This is a genomic window from Streptomyces diastatochromogenes (genome assembly GCF_002242805.1).
Taxonomy (GTDB): Bacteria; Actinomycetota; Actinomycetes; order Streptomycetales; family Streptomycetaceae; genus Streptomyces; species Streptomyces diastatochromogenes.
On record NZ_MCGQ01000234.1, the window covers coordinates 1 to 380 of the forward strand.

A 380-nucleotide genomic window follows, 5' to 3' on the forward strand; every position below is an offset into this window, starting at 1 on the left:
TCCGGTGACAGCGGAGACGGCCATCGAGACCATCCAGCGCGAGATGACGATCTTCGCCCGCCGAGGCCCGGGCCCGGCGGGACGCATGCACCCCGAGCTGTCGCTCGTGTCCTACACCCTCCTCGGCCACCTGGAGGAGAAGGGCGGCTGCCGGGCCACCGACCTGGCAGCGCACTACGCCCTGGACAAGTCCACGGTCAGCCGCCCTTCTCCTCCAGGTGGCCGAGGAGGGTGTAGGACACGAGCGACAGCTCGGGGTGCATGCGTCCCGCCGGGCCCGGGCCTCGGCGGGCGAAGATCGTCATCTCGCGCTGGATGGTCTCGATGGCCGGCTCCGCTGTCACCGGAATACCTCCTCCGTCGTTCTAGTTGTATAGTAC

General features: G+C 68.7%; 2 pseudogenes. One reads left to right on the forward strand and one right to left on the reverse strand.

Annotated elements, in window-relative coordinates:
* Positions 1 to 4: 4 nt before the first annotated feature.
* Positions 5 to 205 (forward strand): annotated as a pseudogene (locus tag BEK98_RS50770) (MarR family transcriptional regulator); the annotation flags it as partial.
* Here BEK98_RS50770 and BEK98_RS47760 read toward each other — a convergent pair.
* Positions 201 to 305 (reverse strand): annotated as a pseudogene (locus BEK98_RS47760) (MarR family transcriptional regulator); the annotation flags it as partial. The pseudogenes BEK98_RS50770 and BEK98_RS47760 sit on opposite strands and share 5 nt — an antisense overlap.
* Between the last annotated feature and the right edge of the window lie 75 nt (positions 306 to 380).